General features: G+C 59.2%; 15 protein-coding genes and 1 tRNA gene. 7 read left to right on the forward strand and 9 right to left on the reverse strand.

Translation table 11 applies throughout. From position 1 onward, the window contains the following. Positions 1–56: 56 nt before the first annotated feature. Complete coding sequence (locus tag ABIB60_RS07130) at positions 57–434, reverse strand: hypothetical protein (RefSeq protein ID WP_354578772.1); 378 nt, start codon at positions 432–434, stop codon at positions 57–59. 82 nt (positions 435–516) lie between these two features. Between ABIB60_RS07130 and ABIB60_RS07135 the strand changes: the two genes are divergently transcribed. After that, complete coding sequence (locus ABIB60_RS07135) at positions 517–1,299, forward strand: S1/P1 nuclease (protein ID WP_354578773.1); 783 nt, start codon at positions 517–519, stop codon at positions 1,297–1,299. A gap of 92 nt (positions 1,300–1,391) precedes the next feature. Here ABIB60_RS07135 and ABIB60_RS07140 read toward each other — a convergent pair whose 3' ends face one another. Further along, the gene (locus ABIB60_RS07140) at positions 1,392–2,462 is read right to left on the reverse strand and encodes an SDR family oxidoreductase (protein ID WP_354578774.1); all 1,071 of its coding nucleotides are present in this window, start codon (positions 2,460–2,462) and stop codon (positions 1,392–1,394) included. Positions 2,463–2,575: 113 nt separating this feature from the next. On the opposite strand from ABIB60_RS07140, the gene ABIB60_RS07145 reads away from it, so the two are divergent. Further along, on the forward strand, positions 2,576–3,295 hold the full coding sequence (locus ABIB60_RS07145) for a 16S rRNA (uracil(1498)-N(3))-methyltransferase (protein ID WP_354578776.1): 720 nt from the start codon (positions 2,576–2,578) through the stop codon (positions 3,293–3,295). A 6-nt stretch (positions 3,296–3,301) separates the two neighbouring features. Here ABIB60_RS07145 and ABIB60_RS07150 read toward each other — a convergent pair whose 3' ends face one another. After that, positions 3,302–3,970, reverse strand: coding sequence for a DUF8737 domain-containing protein (locus ABIB60_RS07150; RefSeq protein ID WP_354578777.1), 669 nt, complete (start codon positions 3,968–3,970; stop codon positions 3,302–3,304). Positions 3,971–4,097: 127 nt separating this feature from the next. Further along, positions 4,098–4,676 carry a Crp/Fnr family transcriptional regulator gene (locus ABIB60_RS07155; RefSeq protein ID WP_354578778.1) on the reverse strand — a complete coding sequence of 193 codons (579 nt, stop codon included), beginning with the start codon at positions 4,674–4,676 and terminating at the stop codon, positions 4,098–4,100. A gap of 157 nt (positions 4,677–4,833) precedes the next feature. Here ABIB60_RS07155 and ABIB60_RS07160 point away from each other — a divergent pair, with 157 nt between their 5' ends. Then, positions 4,834–5,505, forward strand: a complete 672-nt coding sequence (locus tag ABIB60_RS07160; protein ID WP_354578780.1) for a DUF4159 domain-containing protein — start codon at positions 4,834–4,836, stop codon at positions 5,503–5,505. Positions 5,506–5,724: 219 nt separating this feature from the next. Here ABIB60_RS07160 and ABIB60_RS07165 read toward each other — a convergent pair whose 3' ends face one another. The 5 genes from ABIB60_RS07165 to ABIB60_RS07185 all read right to left on the reverse strand — a co-directional run bounded on the left by ABIB60_RS07165 (position 5,725) and on the right by ABIB60_RS07185 (position 9,897). Then, positions 5,725–6,255: a hypothetical protein gene (locus tag ABIB60_RS07165; protein WP_354578781.1), complete on the reverse strand. Its 531-nt coding sequence runs from the start codon at positions 6,253–6,255 to the stop codon at positions 5,725–5,727. 122 nt (positions 6,256–6,377) lie between these two features. Beyond that, positions 6,378–6,947, reverse strand: a complete 570-nt coding sequence (locus ABIB60_RS07170) for a 1-acyl-sn-glycerol-3-phosphate acyltransferase (protein ID WP_354578783.1) — start codon at positions 6,945–6,947, stop codon at positions 6,378–6,380. An 80-nt stretch (positions 6,948–7,027) separates the two neighbouring features. Continuing rightward, positions 7,028–7,870 carry a patatin-like phospholipase family protein gene (locus ABIB60_RS07175; RefSeq protein ID WP_354578785.1) on the reverse strand — a complete coding sequence of 281 codons (843 nt, stop codon included), beginning with the start codon at positions 7,868–7,870 and terminating at the stop codon, positions 7,028–7,030. A gap of 80 nt (positions 7,871–7,950) precedes the next feature. Further along, positions 7,951–8,793 (reverse strand): MBL fold metallo-hydrolase, encoded by an 843-nt coding sequence (locus tag ABIB60_RS07180; RefSeq protein WP_354578786.1) that lies wholly within the window; start codon positions 8,791–8,793, stop codon positions 7,951–7,953. Between the two features lie 150 nt (positions 8,794–8,943). Then, on the reverse strand, positions 8,944–9,897 hold the full coding sequence (locus ABIB60_RS07185; RefSeq protein WP_354579163.1) for an acetyl-CoA carboxylase carboxyltransferase subunit alpha: 954 nt from the start codon (positions 9,895–9,897) through the stop codon (positions 8,944–8,946). Positions 9,898–10,148: 251 nt separating this feature from the next. On the opposite strand from ABIB60_RS07185, the gene ABIB60_RS07190 reads away from it, so the two are divergent. The 4 genes from ABIB60_RS07190 to ABIB60_RS07205 all read left to right on the forward strand — a co-directional run bounded on the left by ABIB60_RS07190 (position 10,149) and on the right by ABIB60_RS07205 (position 16,168). Continuing rightward, positions 10,149–10,222: transfer RNA gene (locus ABIB60_RS07190), tRNA-Asp, on the forward strand. A gap of 196 nt (positions 10,223–10,418) precedes the next feature. Then, a complete protein-coding gene (susR, locus tag ABIB60_RS07195; RefSeq protein WP_354578787.1) occupies positions 10,419–12,044 on the forward strand; it encodes a SusR family glycan utilization regulator in 1,626 nt (541 codons plus the stop codon). A gap of 435 nt (positions 12,045–12,479) precedes the next feature. Continuing rightward, positions 12,480–13,685: a T9SS type A sorting domain-containing protein gene (locus ABIB60_RS07200; protein WP_354578789.1), complete on the forward strand. Its 1,206-nt coding sequence runs from the start codon at positions 12,480–12,482 to the stop codon at positions 13,683–13,685. A 368-nt stretch (positions 13,686–14,053) separates the two neighbouring features. After that, complete coding sequence (locus tag ABIB60_RS07205; RefSeq protein WP_354578790.1) at positions 14,054–16,168, forward strand: glycoside hydrolase family 97 protein; 2,115 nt, start codon at positions 14,054–14,056, stop codon at positions 16,166–16,168. The last annotated feature ends 8 nt before the right edge of the window (positions 16,169–16,176 follow it).

The raw sequence follows: 16,176 nt of genomic DNA on the forward strand, positions 1-16,176 counted from the left end.
GGCCTGTAAAAGCCCCGCCAGTTGCAGCTGGCGGGGCTTTTCGTTTGAGTTTTGGGCTAGGGGAAACTGGTTTGCAGCCGTTTTGTAGCAGCTTGTTTTCCCGTGATGCCTTTAACGAGCAAACCCGCTCCGAACAGTAGTACCCCCAGGTATAGCACGTAGCTTCCACCCAGAAACAGCAGGCTTAGTAAGGTAAGGGCTGTGCCACCCGCCAGAAACACTGCCCCTATCGTTACCAGCATCTGAGAGGCTTTCAGCTGTTTCCGGGCATCTTCTGTAGCCAAAAGCCGCTGCATTTTCAGGTACTTGAGGGCTAGCGGCTCGGCTTGCTCGGGAGGCGCGCCTTCTTCCAGCAACATAGGCAGCACTTCCTGCGAGCGACCAGTAGTATAAAGGTGCAGGGCGCGGCTCTGCGCGTATTTTTCTCGGTACATGATAACCAAATGGATACAGTGGAGTGGCGGTAAAACTAGTAAGTTTGTCTTCTCACTTCACTTCCTTCTCTCCATTACCTGTATGCGTAAGCGCCTGTTGCCGCTGCTGTTGGCCCTGCTGTCACCCCTGAGCCTGTGGGCCTGGGGCGCTGAGGGGCACCGCGCCGTTGGAAAAATTGCCGAAAATCACCTCTCCCGCAGCACCCGGCGTGAGGTAAAAAAGCTGCTGGGTACCGAAACCCTCACGCTGGTGAGCACCTGGCCGGATGAAATTCGCTACTACCCGGAATTCAAGGATACGGCCCCCTGGCACTATGTAAACACACCCTCCGGCCTTGCCCACGATGCCTACGTGCAGGCCGTTAAAACTCAGACCAACGCCAATGCTTACTCGGCGCTGGAAACGCAGCTGCGCATCCTCGGCGACGAGAGCAAGCCCACTGCCGAGCGGGCGGCAGCCCTGAAATTTGTGGTGCACTTGGTGGGCGACATTCACCAGCCCATGCACACCGGCCACGCCGAGGACAAGGGCGGCAACGACATCAAGCTAAAATATCGGGGCAAAGACACCAACCTGCACAGCCTCTGGGACAGTGGTTTGATTGACTACCAGGGCTTGAGCTACACGGAAATGGCCCACCAGTACGACCAAAAGCTGGGCCGCCGCCAAATCAAACAGCTGCAGGCCGCCGCGCCCGAGCAGTGGCTCTGGGAATCTTATAGCGCCAGCGAGAAGCTGTACCAGGAAACGCCTTCGGGCACTGACGTCGACTACAAGTACTACCCTGCTCACGCCGAGCTGATGAAGCAGCGCATGGTGGAAGCCGGTGTCCGGCTGGCTGGCCTGCTGAACGACGTGCTGTAACCACGCATTTTTGACGCTAATTTGCGCAAAAGCGCCCCGCTACCTCTTGGCAGCGGGGCGCTTTTAAGTTTTAGAGGACTGGTAACGGATTTCTAATTGTCGTGGAAAGCCGCCGCCTTGATTTCCTCCTGCTCATCGTGGCTGCTGCCCAGCTTGCTCTTGTTGCCCAACCAAGCAGCCAGGGCTACACCAGCCCCTAAAAGCAAAGCAGTGCGCAAGCCGGAGCTGCCCGCCGTAATGGCCTCAGTATAGTAGCTGGTTTCGCGGGTGTGGCCCGGGTAGTTGCCCCGCTCTTCCAAAGCACCCATGGGTTTGTCGAGGGCGTTCTGGTGCAGGGGGCGAGGTGCGTAATCGGCCTTTTCCTGCTTGGAAAATGCCTTTTCCATGAATTTATCTAGCAGCGCGGGCGTCCAGTGCTCCATGCTGATGAAAGCTTTGCCCCCGCCGCCAACCACTACGGCCCGCTCCGGCGTGACGCAGCAGTGCAGAATGGCCCGCGCCACAGTCTCCGGGGCGTAGGCCGGGGGCGCGTGCTTGGCTTCGCGCTCCATGTAGTTTTTGGCGTGCACCGGGTAAGGCGTATCAATGGCCGAGGGCTGAATAAGCGTAACGGCTACCGGGGCCCCGTCCATTTCCAGCTCCATCCGCAGCCCGTCGGTAAAGCCCTTCACCGCGTGCTTGCTGGCCGAGTAAATTGACTGCAGAATAGCGGTAATATCCGAGAGAATACTGCCAACGTTAATGATGGCGCCGCCTTGCTGCTTGAGGTGTTTGGCAGCTTCCAGGGAGCCGTTTACCAGGCCCCAGAAATTCACCTCGAACAACTGCCGCATATCCTCCACCGGAATTTCCTCCAGCTTGCCATAAATAGAAACGCCTGCGTTGTTGATCCAGGTATCAAAACGGCCGAATTTACTAATGGCCTCCCGGGCCAGGCGCTGCACTTCCTCGGGCTTGCTTACATCTGTGCGTACGTAAATGGCCGTGCCACCCGCCTGGGTAATTTCTTCCGTGAGTTGCTGCAGCGCATCTTCGCTGCGGGCGGCCAGCACCAGCTTGGCCCCTTTGGCGGCGGCCATCCGGGCCGTTACCAGCCCGATGCCGGACGAAGCGCCCGTAATTACAATAACCTGATCTTTAAGTTTTTTTAGGGTAGTAGCCATGGATGTCGGGTACAGAGGATGAGTAGGTAAGGCCGCTGACAGGCCCGCCTTGCTGTACGCGCTGTGCCGGTGGTAGTTACTCTGGAGCGGGGCAATTCTTCTACCTTTACCGCATGCCGCATACTTTTTACGCTCCCGACCTTACCGCTGCCACCGCCACCTACACCCTGCCCGAAGACGAAAGCAAGCACGCCGTGCGGGTATTGCGCCTGGGCCAGGGCGACACCGTGGAACTGGTAAACGGCCGGGGCGGAGTATTTTCGGCCGAGGTAGCTGACGCCAACCCCAAGCGGTGCCAGCTCCGGGTGGTGCAGGTGCAGCAGATACTGCCCCGCTCCTACCAGATTCACTTAGCAGTGGCCCCTACCAAGAACCTGGACCGCATGGAGTGGCTGGTAGAAAAGGCTACCGAAGTGGGCGTGGATACTATTACGTTTCTGCGCTGTGCCCGCTCCGAGCGGCGGGAGCTGAAGCTGGACCGGCTGGAGAAAATTGCCGTCAGCGCCCTGAAGCAGTCGGGCCAGGCGTGGCTGCCGCAGCTTACCGAACTGACGGATTTCAACCGTTTTCTGCCGACCGTAGCCCCGGCAACCACTTTTATTGCCCACTTGGAGGAAGGCGAACGGACTGCGTTGGCCCGCGTGGCGGCTAACGGGGCGGCGTGCTGCATTCTGATTGGCCCGGAAGGCGACTTTACCCCCCAGGAAATAGAGGCGGCTTTTACTTTGGGCATCCGGCCGGTAACGCTGGGAGCTTCCCGCCTGCGCACCGAAACAGCCGCGCTGGCGGCCGTGCACACGGTGCACGTGGCGCGGGAGCTGGCTGCCGAATAACCTACGCTATCCGGCGCGGGCAGGCTCCTTCACAGGCGTCAGTAGCTGTTGCAAGGCTGCTAGATGAGCCACAAGGGCCAGTGGTACTACGCAGCCCGGGAGCCACACAAACGGAAAATATAGCACAGCTACGTTGGGTTGCTCGAAAGCCAGTTTCTGCAGGGGCGAGGGCACGGCCAACACCGCGTGAGCTACAATATTCAGCAGGAGCACCAGCCCCGCTATGTTCCAGACTAACAGCCCCCACCGCCCCAGCTGCTGGCGACTGAACACGACGTAGTAGACCACCGGCGCCGTCAGCCCGGTCACTATATCCCAGTTTCGGCCCTCGAAAGTCATTAGTGTTGGTACTGCCCGGTGATACGCTAACCCGAGCAATACCAGTTCTACCGGTACTCTCACAACATGGAAAAGCGTTAGGGCCTCGGGGCGAAGCTGGGCCAGAAAACACCGGCCGCGGGCCGTAGCTACCAGCAGCACCACCCCTAACAACGGTGGCCCTATAGCCAGCAGCAGCCGGGGCGGCAGGGTGTGCGTGTGGGCATAAAAGAAGCCGCTCAAAGCCAAAGCACCTAGCCCCAGCAGCCACAAAGCAAGCACGGCCGCCACCCTCCCACGTTGGGGTACGGCCCAGCAAAACACCCCCGCCGCCAGGGCAGTGGTAAGCACAAACATACTTGAAAGCAGGCCGGGTACAGGGTGCATAGGGTGCGGCATTGGCACAGGTGAGTTGAGTAGTAAAGAAACTGCTTCAACCGGCCAGACTGCTTGCCATTTGGCAAGTAATCCTCCCTCCGCTTACTTAATGTCCCGGCCCCTTCCGAATCCGGCTCAGGGAGGAATTCGTGATACCCAGGTAAGAGGCAATGTGTTTGAGGGGAGCGTGCTGTACCACTTCTGGCCTGGTACGTACAAGCTGCTCGTAGCGCACCGCAGCGGGTTGGGTTATTGTGGATAGCATCCGGGCTTTGAGGGCGGCGAAGCCCCGAACCAGAACAGCCCGACCAAACTCCCGAAACTCATTTCGTGTGTGGAATAGCGCGTTCATTTGGCTGTGGGGCAGCCGCCAGCCCGCGCAAGCCGTCAGCGCCTGCATATTCTCCTGGGAAGGCTGACGCGAAAAAAACGACGACACTTCCAGCGCCACTTGGCCCTGCCCGAAGAAGCCCGTGGTGATGTCGCGCCCATCAGTATCGTGGGCAAACGCCCGCACCAGCCCGGCCGTTAGTAGCAGGTAGTCGTGGCTTATCTGGCCGGCCCGCAGCAGAAACTCCTGTGGCTGCAGCGTAGTAAAGTGAAAGTGCGGTGCTATTTCCTCAGCCTGGGCCGGACTAATGGAGCCCGTGCTTTGCAGGAAGTGAAGCAGTTGTTGCTGGGGCATCTTTTTGCGGATTGCAGTGTAGTAGATGGGAACAGCGGAGAGGCCCGATAGAACGAGGTAATCGGTACCTTGCTGATCCGTGACGCGCGGCCCCGTCAGCGGTAAAATAGCTACCGTTTGCCGCTCAGATGTACAATCTTACTATTCCCTGCGGATAATGACCCGATACCTGTTTCCCGCTCTGCTCCTCCTGCTGTTACTTACCACGGCCGCTGTCCGGCCCGTAGCGCCCAGCTTCCGGATTGCCAAGCTGCACTACGGCGGCGGGGGCGACTGGTACGCCAACAAAACCAGCCTGCCCAACCTGATCCGCTACTGCAACCAGGCCCTGCGCACCAACATCGACCCCGAAGAAGCCACCGTGGAACTGGATTCGCCGGAGCTGCTTACCTATCCCTTCGTGCACATGACCGGCCACGGCAATGTCACCTTCACCGACGCCGAAGCCCGTAACCTGCGCCGCTACCTTGTAGGGGGCGGTTTTCTGCACATCGATGATAACTACGGCCTCGACAAATTCATCCGGCCCGAAATGAAGAAGGTATTTCCGGAACTGGATTTTGTGGAGCTGCCGTTTACGCACCCCGTTTACCACCAGAAGTTTCAGTTTCCGCAGGGCCTGCCCAAAGTGCATGAGCACGACGGCAAGCGCCCTCAGGGCTTCGGACTGCTGTACAAAGGGCGGCTGGTGTGCTTCTACAGCTTTGAGTGCGACCTGGGCAACGGCTGGGAAGACCTGGGCACCTACCCCGAGGATACCCCCGCAACCCACGAGGCGGCCCTGAAAATGGGCGCCAACCTGGTCACGTATGCCCTCACCCAGGACTAGCACTATGGTGGCAGGAACCACTGCGCCTTTGCTTACTTACCCACTATACCATACCCAAGCGGCGCCGGAGTGCGCATTCGGGCGTTGGCATGCGCGGCGGCCTTGTGTAGTGGGCAGCTACACTAACGCTTGGCAGAAGCTCAGCAAACAGCAGAACTACGCAGCAGGTCAAACAGCCCGGATGCACTGCTGAAAGCAGCTTTTCATTTGCTTAACGGCCTAAAAACGGCGCTGCAGAATCTCGCCCAGCACAAAAGCGGCGCGCACATCGGCGGGATTTCGCAGCATGTCGGCTACGGTGCGGCGGGTTTCTTGCGGGTGAGTTGGCCGCGGCTGCCGGCTCCAATAATCCTCTTGGCCGTGCCGGGTATTGGTGCGGGGCAGCGAGGATGCCAGCCGGGCTTCGCGGCGCGGCGCTTCCAGAGAGCGGGCGGTAGTGGGCCGCTCCAAGGAGCGAGCGGCCGTTTCGGTGCGCTCCATGCTGCGGGCCGGCAGTGTGATTTCCCGGGATAACGGCCGGCCGGCCGGAGCAACCGGGGCGGGGGTTGGCGTCGGAGCCGGGCGGTTTTGGGCCTGCATCTGCTTGAGGAGCTCTTCAAAACTGCTCACTGGCAGCGGCGGCACCTTTCCAGTGGTGCCAGGCCGTTCGCGCTGCTCCTGTTGCGTGGTAGCACGCGCTTTTTGCACCATGCGCCAGATGAAAACACCCAGGCCAATCAACAGCCAGACCAGAGTTTGCAGCTTTTCCATGAGGCGGCCGCACGCGGAAATACAGCGTGGGGCAGGCAATATAGCAGGAAGCGTTGGAAAATAGCCGGCCCGCCGGTTGCTTTCCAACGCCTCTGTTATGCTCCTTATAAGTGCCCCACCGCTTAGCGCACGCCCTTTTCCGGGAAGCGGCCCTGCTTGGTGCGGTAAAAGGCCTTGATTTCCTCTAGGTCCTTCTCGTAGTCGCCGGTGGGCCAGAAGGCGGGGCCAACGCCAGCTTCCTTGTTCTTATAATCGAGGTAGCCGAGCAGAATAGGCACGCCGGCACCCAGGGCCGCGTGGTAAAAGCCCTTACGCCACTTGGGCTGGTACTTACGGGTGCCTTCGGGGGTGATGAGAATCACCAACTCATCCCGCTCATTAAAGAGCTGCACCATGCCGTCCACGAGGCTGTTGTTTTTGCTCCGGTCTACGGCCAGGCCGCCCAGGCTGCGCACCAGCGCGCCCAGCACCGGAATGGTGGTCCACTCCTTCTTGATGGTCAGTTTCACATCCACATCCATCAGAAAGAAGGCGGCCCGCGCAAACATAAAATCCCAGTTGCTGGTGTGCGGGGCGGCAATCATCATGCTCTTTTTGATGTTTGGCGGCACCTGCGGACCCAATTTCCAGCCCGTCAGCCAGAACCAGAATTTGGAAAAAAGATACCAGAAAGTAGATGTCTTGCGGGCCATAAACCAGAAAAGCAGTAGCTGGGTGGGAGTAAAAAAGTGCTACCGTATCCCAAAGCTAGAGAAATGCGGCGGAAGCCATTCTATCCGTCCGTTAATAACGCCCGCAACTCCTGAGCGCGGCTCAGCGTGTACTGGTAGCCAATAGCAAACAGTTCGGGGGCGCGGCGGAAGCTCATGGTGCGGTACTGCCGCAGCGCCGGCGGCTCCAGCAGCAGGTGGCACAATTGCCGGCTTTGCACGGTATTGCCCCCAATGGCCAGGTTAAATGTGCGCTCCACCAGGGCCCGAAAGTTGGTAACCTGAGCCGCTGGGTTGGGCGGGTTGCAGTGTACACCCACAACGCGCCGCGCCGGCTGCAGCGGGTCAACCAGCGCTTCCACGGGCAAATTGTTGAGCAAGCCCCCATCTACCAGCTGCCGCCCCTGGTACTCCACTGGCCGGTACAGGATGGGCACGGCGGCCGAGGCCAGCAACGGCGGTAATAGGGGGCCGCTGGAAAACCGAACGGAAGTGCCCGCCAGTAAATCCGTAGCCACCAGCGTTAGGGGCAGTTGGAGCTGCTCAAAAGTGCAGCCTGCGCCCAAGTGTTGCTCCAGCAGTGTCCCCACTGCATCCAGCCGCAACAGGCCGTAGCTACTCAGCGCCACGCGGGTAATCCGGATGATAGACAGCTCCTGTAACAGCCGCAGCACCTCCCGCGGCGGCATACCCGCCGCGTACAGGGCCGCCACAATCCCCCCCGACGAAACGCCCGCCAACTGGGCCACGGGCAGTTGCAACTCATCCAGTGCGGCCAGCACGCCGAGGTGCGCAATACCCCGGGCTCCCCCGCCAGATAAAGCCAGGGCCAGTTGAGTGGCTGCTGGCGGGTGGATGCTTGGGGAAGGCTGGCCGGGAAAGGTGGCGGAAGGTGGTGTCTGCATTACGAGACTCGCGGGGCTATGATAGACTGAGAATCAGCAACGAAAAACCAGCAACGCCACGCCAATAATCAACACGCGCGCTACAACTCACTTAGCTGGAAACGCTCGGCTACCCGAATGCCTTTTTCAGTGTTCTGCACCGTGATGCATTCCGTTTGGGCATCGTGCTCCAGCACCAGCACCCAATTTTCGGCGGCGGCCCGCTGCAACAGGCTCTCTTTTTCCTGCATCGTCATCAAGGGGCGCATATCGTAGCCCATCACATACGGCAGCGGGACGTGCGCGGCACTCGGAATCAGGTCGGCCACGAAAGCCAGCGTCCGGCCTTTGTACGGCAGTACGGGCAGCATCATTTTCTCAGTGTGACCATCCACCAGCACTATTTCCTGAAAACCCGGCAGACCGGCCGGCACGCCCCCATCCACAAACTGCAAGTGGCCGCTTTCCTGAATGGGCCGGATATTTTCCTGCAAGAAACTGGCCTTCTCGCGCGGGTTGGGCGCAGTGGCCCAGTCCCAATGGGCTTGGTTGCTCCAGTAAGTGGCCCTGGGAAAGGCCAGTTGCAGCTTATCATCGGGGGTGCGTACCACGGCCCCGCCCACGTGGTCGAAGTGCAAATGCGTCAGAAATACGTCGGTGACATCTGCGGAGGTAAAACCGCGTTGCCGCAGGGAATTTTCCAGCGTATCGGCACCGTGCAGGTAAAAGTGGCCCCGGAACTTCTCGTCCTGCTTGCTGCCAATGCCCGTGTCCACCAGCGTGAGCCGGTTACCATCCTCTATTAACAGGCAACGCAAAGCCCAGGTGCACATGTTGTTGTCGTCGGCGGGCACCAGCTTCTGCCACATGCTTTTGGGCACCACACCAAACATGGCACCACCATCCAGTTTAAACAGGCCGGTATCGAGAGTATGAACGGTCATAACGAAGGAATGAGATTGAGACGGTAAAGGAATAAAAAAATGTCATCCTGAGCGGAGCGCAGAACCTTATCACAACTGAACGAATCGTTACAATGTGAAAAGGTCCTGCGCCCCGCTCAGGATGACACGGAGTTGTTCGGCCGCTTGCCGTTATTCCAGCACCACGCCCATGTTCGAAAACTTGTCGATGCGCTGGCTGATGCGCTCCTCGTGGGGTAGCGCTTCCAACTCGTCCAAGGTATCGAGAATGGTCTTTTTGAGGGTTTTAATCATGGCGGCGGCGTCGGTGTGAGCTCCGCCCAGGGGCTCTTTCACGATGCCATCCACCAGCTTATTGCCCAGCATATCAGCCGCCGTGAGCTTCATAGCCTCCGCCGCCTGCTCCTTATAATCCCAGCTGCGCCACAAGATAGTAGAGCAGTTTTCCGGCGAAATTACCGAGTACCAGGTATTCTCCAGCATCAGCACCCGGTCGCCGATAGCAATGCCCAGGGCCCCACCCGAGGCGCCTTCCCCAATCACAATGCAGATAACCGGCACCTTGAGCAGGAACATTTCCTTGAGGTTGCGGGCAATGGCCTCGCCCTGCCCCCGCTCCTCGGCCTCCAGGCCCGGAAATGCGCCGGGCGTGTCAATTAGCGTGATAATGGGCTTACCAAACTTCTCGGCCAGCTTCATCAGGCGCAGGGCCTTGCGGTAGCCTTCGGGGTTGGGCATACCGAAGTTGCGAAACTGCCGCTGCTTGGTATTGCGGCCCTTCTGCTGACCAATAAACATCACCGAGCGACCGTCAATTTCACCAAAGCCGCCTACCATAGCTTTGTCATCCGCCACCGTCCGGTCGCCGTGCAGCTCAATGAACTTCTCGCTCATGCCCTCAATGTAATCAAGGGTATAGGGCCGGTCGGGGTGGCGGGAGAGCTGCACCCGCTGCCAGCGCGTGAGGTTCTGGTAGGTTTCCTTTTTAAGGGATTTTATCTTGGCTTCCAGGGCCGTTACCGCGTCCGATACATCTACCTGGCTGTCGAGGGCCAGTTGTTGCATTTCGCGGAGCTTGCCTTCGAGAGCGGCAATTGGTTGTTCGAAATCGAGGAGCTGAGCCACGGCAGGGTGCGTCGTTTGAGGGTGCGAGGGGTAGGATTGAGAAGAAAGCAAAGGTAAGCGAAGGGCCGGATACCGCACACTGCCCACCCCGCCCGATTTTTTCAGAAAATTTTCTCCCTGAATGCCAGTGCAAAACAATCCGGCCGTCTTCTTTTTTTATCTTTTTTTAGGCGCGGGGTTGCACAGTCCAAACCAGCCTTCTACTTTTGCACCACTTCAACACCTCGCCACAAGCGGGTAGCGAGGTAAACGGTTCGGTAGTTCAGTTGGTTAGAATGCCGCCCTGTCACGGCGGAGGTCGCGGGTTCGAGTCCCGTCCGGACCGCAAAAAGCCCCAGTATCCTTGGATGCTGGGGCTTTTTCGGCTTTACACCTCCAGGCTGCAGCGGGGGCAGCTTCGCCGTTAAGCTGGCAATGGTTTAGCCGTTTTGAAATGGAAATCCTGGGCGAGTGTGCTTCTGCTGCCGCCTGAATTGCTAGTTTTGGTATTCCTGCCGCGGGCCGACACGCATCTTTGAGTGGTGAAATTCTTTCTATTTATCTGTTTTTTCCTGCTGAGCGCCGGCCCTATTCTGGCCGGAGCAGGTACGAGTGAGCAGTTGCTGAACGATTTACAGGCGGCGCTGGCCCACAAGCAGGACTACGATGCCCAGCGCTGGAACCGCATTTCGGTGCTCACTGACGCGTTCAATTCCAGCAAGCGTAACGATGAGGCCAAGTTTGATTTGGGCCTGCGCATTTACGAGGAGTACAAGGCCTTCAAATACGATTCGGCATTTGTATACAGCCAGAAAATCACACGCATAGCCCGGCAGCTGAATAGCCCCGAGAAAACGGAAGTAGCCAAGCTGAAGCTGGCTTTTATCCTGCTGTCCTCGGGTATGTTCAAGGAAACGTTTGATGAGCTGAACAGCATCCGGCCCAGCTACTTGAGCCAGGCCGACAAGCTGGACTTCTATTTCCTGCAAGCCCGCGCCTACAGTGACCTGGGCAATTTCAATCAGGACCAGGCATACCGGCCGGCCTACAACACGAAAGCGCTGGCCTACGCCGATACAGCCCTCCGGTTCAGTCAACCCGGCTCCTACGAGCAGCTGGCCGTGCAGCAGTTCAAGGCAGTGAAGAGCGGCAACCTGCCGGAAGGAGTGGCTTTGTACCAGCGCATCCGGCGGCTGCCGCAGCTCTCGGTGCACCAGCTGGCCGTAAGTGCCAGCACCACGGCCTACATCTACTCCCAGCTCAGCCAGGAGGATAAAGCCTTTGAACTGCTGCTGGTATCCGCCATTGCCGATGTGCAGTCGGCTACCAAGGAAACGGTGGCCATTTTTCAGCTCTCCGACTACTGCTACCGGCGCGGCGACCTGGAAAACGCCTACGCCTTTATTAAAGAGGCGCGGGAGCAGGCGGCATTCTACAAAGCCCGGCAGCGGCAGATTGAAATCAGCCACATTTCCTCCATCATCGAGGGGCAGAAAATCACCATCATTGAGAATCAGCGCAAGTCGTTGAAGGTGTACGCCGTGGCCGTAACGCTGCTGGCTTTATTTGTAGTGGGCTTTATTGCCATCATCTTCAAGCAGTTGCGCAAGCTGCAAAAGGCCGGCCGGCTGATTTCCATCACCAACCAGGAACTGCAGGCTCGCAACGAGGACCTGCGCCGACTAAACACGGGTCTGAACGAGGCCAACAAGATCAAGGAGGAGTACATTGGCTACTACTTCCACAACAACTCCCAACTGATTGACCGGCTGGAGGCGCTCAAAAAGGCCTTGGATACCCAGCTCAGCAGCAAACAGTACGGGGCCGTGCAGAAGCTGGTGAATGGCATCCAGATAAAGCAGCAGCGCCAGGAACTGTTCAAGGGCTTCGACTCGGTGTTTCTGCGGCTGTTCCCGCAGTTTATCACCCAGTTCAACGCCTTGTTCCGGCCCGAAGATCAGTTTATCCTGCCCGAAGACCAGTTGCTGACAACGGAGCTGCGCATTTTCGCCCTGATTCGGCTGGGGATTCAGGACAGTGAGCAGATCAGCCGGATGCTGGGCTACTCCATCAACACCATTTACACCTACAAAACGCGGGTGAAGAACCGCTCCATCGTGCCAAACGAGGAGTTTGAGGCCCGGGTTCAGGCCATAGAAGCGGTATAAACAGCAGGGCCCGGGCCAGTTCTTTCGGGACGGGACTTTTCTGAAAACCGGATAATCTTCTGCAAAAAGTACGCTGCGCTCCGCAGTAACTAACTAGGCTGGTTGGGTGCCTAAGTGAGTAGTCACCTAGGGATGCAAAGTCACCAAGGTAGGGCTGACAGCAGGCAAGCAGACCGGTGCAATTTGCCCTATTGCCTGTCATATTGGGTTGATATTCTAGGCAGCAAATAAATCCTCAAATCATTAATTATTAGCTTATTAACTAGTCATACCATCTATATTTTCTAGATCGGGTTTTGACAAGTTTTGGTTGAGGCCGGGAGGGTATTCTTTTGCTTTATTCTCGGTAGTTGAGAGGATACCGATGTACATCGGTATCCTGCTGCCGCTGGGAATTGCTCTTGAATACCCATCATTCCCACCATTCCTTTTCCTATGCTGTTTTCCTTTACTCCTTTGAAAGCCCGGCGCCTGACTGGCCTGGCTGCTGTGCTAGTTGGTTTGAGCGCCACGGCTTCGGCCCAGACCCGCGTGCTGTTCGTGGGCAACAGCTTCACCCACGGCCAGTACGCGCCGGCCCTCAACTACAACGCCGCGGCCATTACTGATGTGAACTTCGGCCTGCCCTCCACCAATCCTCGGGCCCACGATGCAGGCATGCAGGATGCCTTCGGGGGCGTACCCGGCATTTTTAAGAAGTTTACTACCCAGGCCGGGCTCAACTACGAGGTGACCATTGAGGCCGTAAGCGGCAAGTCGTTGGAGTTCCATCATACCAGCGCGCTGTCGGTTATTGCGCAGCCGGGTTGGGACAAAGTGGTGCTGCAGGAGCAAAGCACCCGGCCTACGCCCACCAACCGCGGGGGCAACCGCCAGCTGTTCTACACCTACTCTACCCTGCTGGAGCAGGCCATTCACGGGGCCAGCCCCGCCGCGCAGGTCTACCTTTACGGCACCTGGGCCCGCCCCGATTTCACCTACCCGGCCGGCAGCCGCTACGCCGGCCTGCCTATCGACTCGATGGCCCAGGACCTGCAAAAAAGCTTCAAACAAGCCTTTGTTACCAACGGCCGCTACGCGGCGGTGGCCCCGGTGGGCGACGCCTGGATGCGCGCCATTACGGCCGGCGTGGCCATCCGCAACCCTTACACCCCCGACGCCAGCAAAATCAACCTGTGGGCCTCCGACCAGGTGCACGCCAGCAAATGGGGCAGCTACCTCAGCGCCCTGGTGCTGTTTCAGCAACTCACCAACGTAGACCCCCGCACTCTGGGTGCCAACGAGCAGGCGGCCGCCGACCTGGGCATTACTCCCACCGATGCCGTGACCCTGCAGCAGATAGCCTACCAGCAGGTTACCTCGCCCACCACGGCTACTGCCAAGCCAGCTGCCGCGCCCGAGGTAGCTGTATTCCCTAACCCCGCTACCAACCAGCTGACGGTGCAGTTGGGCGGGCTGGCTGGTCCGGTTGGCACGGTGCGCGCTACCCTTCTCAACATGCTGGGCCAGGTAGTAACCGAGCAGCGCGGCTCGGGCAGCACGCTTAAGGTGGGGCTGGCTGGTGTGGCCCCGGGTGTGTATCTGCTCCGTCTGCAAACGGCCGTCGGCGTGAGCAGCAGCCGGGTAGAGGTGAAGCAGTAGTCTTTGGTCTTCGGAGTGCTGGCCCTGACTACCCCTGGCTGGCGCTCCGCAGGTCAATACTGAAAGCAATAATCTGAAATTCACTCCCCCTTTAACTACCGTACCGCTCCGGGCCATTTACCAGCTCTGGCGGCAAACGCCTCGGAAAACCTGCGGCCCCTGGTGAACCTTCGCGCCGGGCCGGGGAGTTACCCGGTGCCAGCCGTGCTGAACGGCTCAACCTCACCACAGGCCCCGGCTGGCCAAGCAGCGCCGGGGCAGGGTGCCAGGTAGCGGCGCCCCTACTCACTGCCTGATTCTGCCAACTCAACTCGGGGAACTTACCCGCTTCTCACCCCTAGCAGTATTTCTCCCCGCTACTTACCCGAATGAAGAACACTTTCCTGGTTGCGCTATTGCTGACGGCCGGCCTACCCGCCACCGCCCAGAACGCCGCCCCACTTACCGCCCGCCTCGATAAAGTCAGCCTGACGTTTGCTCTCTCGCCGGAGGGGCGGCCTACCTACGCCGTGCAGTTCGGCTCCAAACCTGTACTCAATACCTCCCGCCTGGGCCTGGAGTTGGCTGATGGCAAGGGCTTTGAGGGGCCGCTGGAAGTAACCGGCTCCGATACCAAGAGCGTGGATGAAAGCTGGAACCCGGTGTGGGGCGAGGTGAAAACTATCCGTAACCACTACCAGCAGCTTACGGTGCACCTGCGCCAGCCCCAAGCCCCCGGCCGTCGCCTCGACGTGGTGTTTCGGGTGTTTGCCGATGGCGTGGGCTTCCGCTACGAGGTACCCCGGCAGCCCGGCCTGAGCTACTTCACGGTGCAGCAGGAGCTGACCGAGTTCAACCTGCCCGCCAACCACAAGGCCTTCTGGATTCCGGGCGACTACGACTCCAACGAGTACAGCTACACCACGTCCCGCCTGAGCGAGGTGGACACTACGCCCATTGAGGCCATTCAGCAGAAGTCGGCTCCGAACCGGATTCAGACGCCGCTGATGCTGAAATCGGACGACGGGCTGTACGTGAACATCCACGAGGCGGCGCTGGTGAACTACCCGGCCATGTTCCTGAACGTGGACACCAAAACCTACGGCCTGCGCAGCCAGCTGGTGCCCGGCGCTACCGGCGCGGCCGCCTTTTTGCAAGCCCCTGAGCACACGCCCTGGCGCACCATTGTGGTGTCGGACAAAGCGCCCGAGGTGCTGACCAGCAAGCTGATTCTGAACCTGAACGAGCCCACCAAATTCCCGACTACCGATTGGATCAAGCCCCAGAAATTTGTGGGTGTGTGGTGGGAAATGCACGTGAATAAAGCCAGCTGGAACTACGCCGACACCAGCAACATCAAGCTGGCCAGCACCGACTGGAACCGCCTAAAGCCCAACGGCCGCCACGGGGCCAACACGGCCAACGTGAAGCGCTACATTGATTTTGCCGCTAAGCACGGTCTGCAAAGCGTGCTAGTGGAAGGCTGGAACGTAGGCTGGGAGGATTGGGCCAACAACTGGAAGGAAGAGGTGTTCGACTTCGTGACCCCCTACCCCGATTTCAACGTGACCGAGCTGCAGCAGTACGCCGCCAGCAAGGGCGTGCAGCTGATGATGCACCACGAAACCTCCGGCTCCGTGACCAACTACGAGCGGCGCCAGGATGCCGCTTACCGCTTCATGAAGGAGCACGGCTACGCGGCCGTGAAAACCGGCTATGTGGGCCGCATCATCCCGCGCGGGGAACACCACGATGGGCAGTGGATGGTGAACCACTTCAACCACACCGCCGCCCTGCTGGGCCAAAACCAGCTGATGGTGGACATGCACGAATCGGTGCGGCCTACGGGCCTGCACCGCACCTACCCCAACTGGCTGGCCAGTGAGGCGGCCCGGGGTAACGAGTTCAACGCCTGGAGCACCGGTAACCTGCCCGAGCACGAAACCATTCTGCCCTTTACCCGCCTCATGGGCGGCCCCATGGACTACACGCCCGGCATCTTCCAGATCAAGCTGGAAAGTTGGAATCCCGCCCAGAACAAGGGCCGGCAGGTGCACACCACCCTAGCCAAGCAGCTGGCCCTCTACGTGACCATGTACAGCCCCGTGCAGATGGCCGCCGACCTACCCGAAGCCTACGAGCAGCACCTCGATGCCTTTCAGTTCATTAAGGACATGGCCGTGGACTGGGACGACACCCGCGTGCTGCTGGCTGAGCCCGGCGAGTATATCACCACCGCCCGCAAAGCCAAGGGCCGCGAGGACTGGTACGTGGGCAGCATCACCGACGAAAATCCGCGCCAACAAACCGTCAAGCTCGATTTCCTGACGCCCGGCCAGCAGTACGAGGCCATTATTTACGCCGACGGCAAAGGTGCCAGCTGGGACAAGAACCCGCAGGCCTACCAAATCCGCCGGCAGAAGGTCAACAGCAAATCCACGCTTAAGCTACAGCTGGCTTCCGGCGGCGGCGCGGCTATCAGCCTCAAACCCATTGGCCGCTAAGCAGTAGC

The organism is Hymenobacter sp. UYP22, assembly GCF_040547285.1.
GTDB lineage: Bacteria > Bacteroidota > Bacteroidia > Cytophagales > Hymenobacteraceae > Hymenobacter.